Origin of the sequence: Streptomyces purpureus, assembly GCF_014648195.1 — a bacterium.
Classification (GTDB): Bacteria; Actinomycetota; Actinomycetes; order Streptomycetales; family Streptomycetaceae; genus Streptomyces; species Streptomyces purpureus.
Genome location: NZ_BMQQ01000012.1, coordinates 189,076 through 194,152, shown reverse-complemented (window position 1 = coordinate 194,152; position 5,077 = coordinate 189,076). Strand labels below are relative to the sequence as shown.

The following is a 5,077-nucleotide window of genomic DNA, read 5'->3' as shown; positions in this document are numbered from 1 at the left end:
ACGATGCCCACGCCGCTGCTCGTCGCGAGGTCCAACCGGCTCTGCTTGAGGGAGCCGATGTTGCCGGTGTTCCCCGCGGAGATGCCGGTCCCCGTCCACAACAGGCTCGCGCCGGCGGGGGCCGGCCGGCCGAGGGTGATGTCGGCGGCTGGGTCCGCCTCCACATCGAGGTACGCGTCGAGCGCGTGACCTGTACTCGCAGCGGCTCGGAATGTCTCGGAAATCCTCGCGGGCACGCATCTCTCTCTTTGCATGGCAGATGTCAGGGGTTCGACTCCCCTCGGCGCGCCGCTGCCAGGGCCGTAAGCGCGGTCAGCCACCGAGCAACACCCCCTGGGCGGCGCGCGCCCGCGCCGGTAGCGTCCCGGCATGGACCTCGCCTTCGATCCGTCGTCGTCCGGCTTCGTCGCCGACCCGTACCCCGCGTACACCGAGCTGCGCGCCCGGGGCCGCGTGCACTGGTACGAGCCCACCCGGCAGTTCCTCGTTCCCCACCACGCCGACGTGTCCGCGCTGCTGCGGGACCGGCGGCTCGGGCGGGCGTACCCGGAGCGGCCCGTGCCGCCCGCCTGGCAGGAGCCGTTTCACACCCTCAACGACCACGGCATGCTCGACCTGGAGCCCCCGGACCACACCCGGATCCGGCGCCTGGTGTCCAAGGCGTTCACCCCGCGCACCGTGGAGCGGCTCGCGCCGTACGTCCAGGGGCTCGCGGACGAGCTGGTGGACCGGCTCGTCGCGGACGGCGGCGGTGACCTGGTCGCGGCGGTGGCCGAGCCGCTGCCGGTCGCCGTCATCGCGCAGATGCTGGGGGTCCCCGAGGAGGACCGGCCGGCGCTGCGGCCCTGGTCGGCGGACATCTGCGGGATGTACGAGCTCAACCCGTCCGAGGAGGCGGCCCGGCGCGCGGTCCGCGCATCGGCCGAATTCTCGGCATACCTACGGGAGTTGATCGCGGCGCGGCGGGCCACGCCGGGCGACGACCTGATCTCCGGGCTGATCGCCGTCGACCTCGGCGAGCAGGAGATGGTCTCCACCTGCGCGCTGCTGCTGAACGCGGGGCACGAGGCGACCGTGAACGCGACGGTCAACGGTTGGTGGGCGCTGTTCCAGCACCCCGAAGCGCTGGCCGCGCTGCGCGCGGACCCCGCCCTGCTGCCCACGGCCGTGGAGGAGCTGCTCCGCTACGACACCCCGCTCCAGCTCTTCGAGCGGTGGGTCCTGGAGGACATCGAGGTCGACGGCGTCCCGATCCCGCGCGGCGCGGAGGTCGCGCTCCTCTTCGGCTCGGCCAACCGCGATCCGGCCGTCTTCGCCGACCCGGACACCCTGGACCTCACGCGCCGCGACAACCCCCACATCTCCTTCGGCGCGGGGATCCACTACTGCCTGGGCGCGCCCCTGGCCCGCCTGGAACTCACCGCCACCCTCTCCGCCCTCCTCACCCGCGCCCCGTCCCTGACGCTCGCCGCCACCCCGCGCCGTAAGCCCGGCTTCGTCCTGAGGGGGCTGGAGTCGCTGCCAGTAACCGTGTGAGGCACGGCGCACGGGGAAACCGTCAGGTCGTCAGGTCCCGCCGCCGCAGCGCCGCCAGCCCCACCCCCACCAGAGCCACCGTCACACCCGCAAGCACCAGCGTCGGCGGCCACTCCATCGCGCCGCCCGGAAGCTTCGGCAGGTGGCCGAAGGGAGAGAGGTCCAGGACCGAACGGGGAAGGTCCAGCGCCGGGCCGATCCAGCCCAGTGCCAGGGCCAGCCCCGCCACGCCCCACGCCGCCACCGCCGCCTTGGGCATCGCGCCCCACAGCAGCACCGCCAGACCGCCCAGGACCCATGTCGCGGGCAGTTGGACGAGGCACGCCCCGACGATCGGGCCGAAGTCCCGGCCGTACGACACCGCGAGGCCCGTCCCCGCGAGGAGCATGATCACCACGGCGCCGCCGAAGGCGATGGCCAGATGACCCGCCGCCCACCGCAGCCGGCCGACCGCGCTCGCCAGCAGGGGTTCCGCCCGCTGCGAGGTCTCCTCGCCGTGCAGCCGCAGGACCGATCCGACCACGTACAGCGAGCCGATCATTCCGAACAGACCCGCCATCGTCGCGAGGAACGCGTTGCTCAGGCCCGCCTGCCCGCCCATCCGCTCGAAGATCTGGCGCGCCCGCTCGTTGTCGCCCACGAGCTCCGCCGCGCCGTCGGCCATCCCGCCGAACGCGAGCCCGGCGACGAGGAAACCGGCGGACCAGCCCAGCAGGCCGCCGCGCTGAAGGCGCCAGGCGAGGCCGCCGACCGTGGCGATGCGGCCCTCGGCCGGGCCCGGCCGGGCCGGCAGGAAGCTCATGCCGACGTCGCGCCGCCCGGCCAGCCCGTACGCCACCGCCGCCTGGACGGCCACCGCGAGGGCGATCAGCAGCAGCACCCACCAGCGCTCGCCGGCGAAGGCCCGTACGTTCTCGGCCCAGCCGATCGGCGAGAGCCAGGTCAGCACCGAACTGCCACCGGCCGTCCCCGCGTCGCCCGCCGCCCGCAGGCCGAACGCGAGCCCGAGCACCGCCGCCGTCAGGCCCTTGGCGAGCCGTGCGCTCTCCGTGAGCTGGGCGGCGATCGCCGCCGTCGTGGCGAAGAGCATGCCGGTGCCGCCGACCGCGAGGCCGAGGGCGAGCGCCCCGCCCGCGCCCTGCCCGGCGAGCCCGGCCGTGACGATCAGGGCCACCGCGGCGTTGGCGACGAGCGCGGCGAGCAGCGCCGCCGTCAGCGGGGCGCGCCGCCCCACCATCCCGGCGGAGAGCATCTCCTGACGGCCCGTCTCCTCCTCCTCGCGGGTGTGCCGCACCACGATGATCAGGCTCATGACCGCGGCGAGTACGGCGGTGAAGGTGCCGAACCGCCAGGCCGCGAGTCCTCCGACGGAGTCGGAGAAGACCGGTCCGTAGAGCGATCTCATCGAGCTGTTGGCGTTCATCGAGGCGGCCATCTCGGCCCGCTTCGCCGCCGTGTCGTACAGGGTGGCCAGGGAGCCGACTCCACTGGCCGCCAGTCCGCCGACGACCACCGCCCACAGCGGCGTCATCAGCCGGTCGCGGCGCAGCGCGAGCCGTCCGAGCGTTCCGGTTCCCGCGAGGGCGCTCATCGCCCGGTCACCTCGTCCGCGTAGTGGCGGAGGAACAGCTCCTCCAGGGTGGGCGGGGTGCTGGTGAGCGAGCGCACCCCCGACTCGGTGAGGGAGCGGAGCACGGCGTCGAGCTTGTCGGTGTCGACCTGGAGCTTCACGCGCCTGCCCTGGACGTCGAGGTCGTGGACGCCGGGGAGGTGAGCCAGCCCGTTGGGCGGGCCGGCCAGTTCGGCGGTGACGCTGGTACGGGTGAGGTGGCGCAGGTCGGCGAGCGAACCGGTCTCGACCGTCCGCCCCTTGCGGATGATGCTGACCCGGTCGCAGAGGGTCTCGACCTCACTGAGGATGTGCGAGGAGAGCAGGACGGTCCGGCCGCGGTCGCGCGCCTCGGCGACGCAGCTCTGGAAGACCTCCTCCATCAGGGGGTCGAGGCCGCTGGTGGGCTCGTCGAGGATGAGCAGGTCGACGTCGGAGGCGAAGGCGGCGACGAGGGCGACCTTCTGGCGGTTGCCCTTGGAGTACGTCCGCCCCTTCTTGGTCGGGTCGAGCTCGAACCGCGCGACGAGGTCGGCCCGCCGGGCCTTGTCGAGGCCCCCGCGCAGCCGTCCGTACAGGTCGATCACCTCGCCGCCGGCGAGGTTGCGCCAGAGGGTGACGTCTCCGGGGACGTAGGCGATCCGCCGGTGCAGCTCGACCGCGTCGTGCCACGGGTCCCTGCCGAGGAGCCGGGCGGCGCCGGAGTCGGCGCGCAGCAGGCCGAGCAGGACCCGGATGGTGGTGGACTTCCCGGCGCCGTTGGGGCCGAGGAAGCCGTGGACCTCGCCGGTCTCGACGTCGAGGTCGAGGCCGTCCAGTGCGTGGGTGCGCCCGAACGACTTGTGCAGTCCGGCAACGCTGATTGCCTTGGTCATGGGCGTGAACCTACGCTTAGTTCACAAATTTGTGAAGTTAAGGAAGCGTATAAAGTCGTGGGGAGATCGCGAGCGAGGGAGACGATGCCCGACATGACCACCGACGAGAACGTGTCCCGTTTCGTGGAGCGGTTCGCCGCCGAGCTGACGGAGGCGGGCATGCAGCGCATGGCGGCGAGGGTCTTCGCCGCCCTCCTCGCGTCCGAGTCGGGGTCGATGACCTCCGCGGAACTCTCCGAGCGGCTGCGGATCAGCCCGGCGGCGGTCTCCGGCGCCGTGCGCTACCTGGCCCAGGTGGACATGATCAGCCGCGAGCGCGACCCCGGCTCGCGCCGGGAGCGGTACGTGCTCCACAACGAGCTCTGGTACGAGACGTTCACCCGCCGGGACCAGCTGCTGACGCGCTGGGAGAAGGTGCTCAGGGAAGGCGCGCGGACGCTGGGCGAGGACACCTCGGCGGGCGCGCGGGCGGCCGAGACGGCCGAGTTCTTCGAGTTCCTGCAGCAGGAGATGCTCGGCATGATGGACCGCTGGCGCACCCACCGCGCCGCGCGGGACGCGGCGGGGGAGTAGGGGCGCACGAGAGGCGGCGCCTCCGGCGGCTGAGCGGCTCGGGCGGCCAGGCGCGTGGCCGCGCCGACCCGCGGACCGCAGTCCGCGCGCCCAGGCCCGGCGCCTGAGCCCGACGGTCCGCTGCCTCCGGCAGCCCGGCAGCACGGCAGCCCGGCAGCGTCGACCGACGATCCGCTGGTCGGGCATCCGGAGCAGCTGGCCCGGCGCGCCGCGCGGACCGGGTGGCGAGCGCCTCCGGCGGCCAGCTGCGCGCCAGCGCCGCCTCAGCTCGCCCCGCTCCTCCGGCGCCCGCCGGCCCGGCGCCGAGCGCCTCCGGCGGCCAGCTGCGCGCCAGCGCCGCCTCAGCTCGCCCCGCTCCTCCGGCGCCCGCCGGCCCGGCGCCGAGCGCCTCCGGCGGCCAGCTGCGCGGCCCAGCGCCTCCGGCGGTCAGCTGCGCGCCAGCGCCAGCCCGCGATCCGCTGGTGCGGCGGCCGGCCGCGCCGTA

Annotated in this window: 5 protein-coding genes; 2 read left to right on the top strand and 3 right to left on the bottom strand. The window is 74.2% G+C overall.

Features of this window, described 5'->3' with window-relative positions:
* Window positions 1-236 (bottom strand): hypothetical protein (locus IEZ01_RS35020; protein ID WP_229833033.1); only part of this gene is annotated, 236 nt, incomplete at its 3' end.
* A gap of 133 nt (window positions 237-369) precedes the next feature.
* Here IEZ01_RS35020 and IEZ01_RS17655 point away from each other — a divergent pair.
* Complete coding sequence (locus IEZ01_RS17655; RefSeq protein ID WP_019888207.1) at window positions 370-1,536, top strand: cytochrome P450; 1,167 nt, start codon at window positions 370-372, stop codon at window positions 1,534-1,536.
* 22 nt (window positions 1,537-1,558) lie between these two features.
* Here IEZ01_RS17655 and IEZ01_RS17650 read toward each other — a convergent pair whose 3' ends face one another.
* Window positions 1,559-3,127, bottom strand: a complete 1,569-nt coding sequence (locus IEZ01_RS17650; RefSeq protein ID WP_189202512.1) for an ABC transporter permease — start codon at window positions 3,125-3,127, stop codon at window positions 1,559-1,561.
* Window positions 3,124-4,020, bottom strand: coding sequence for an ABC transporter ATP-binding protein (locus IEZ01_RS17645; protein ID WP_189202510.1), 897 nt, complete (start codon window positions 4,018-4,020; stop codon window positions 3,124-3,126). The genes IEZ01_RS17650 and IEZ01_RS17645 overlap by 4 nt, the downstream gene beginning before the upstream one ends.
* Window positions 4,021-4,104: 84 nt before the next feature.
* Between IEZ01_RS17645 and IEZ01_RS17640 the strand changes: the two genes are divergently transcribed.
* Window positions 4,105-4,593 (top strand): GbsR/MarR family transcriptional regulator, encoded by a 489-nt coding sequence (locus tag IEZ01_RS17640; RefSeq protein ID WP_019888210.1) that lies wholly within the window; start codon window positions 4,105-4,107, stop codon window positions 4,591-4,593.
* Window positions 4,594-5,077: the final 484 nt, after the last annotated feature.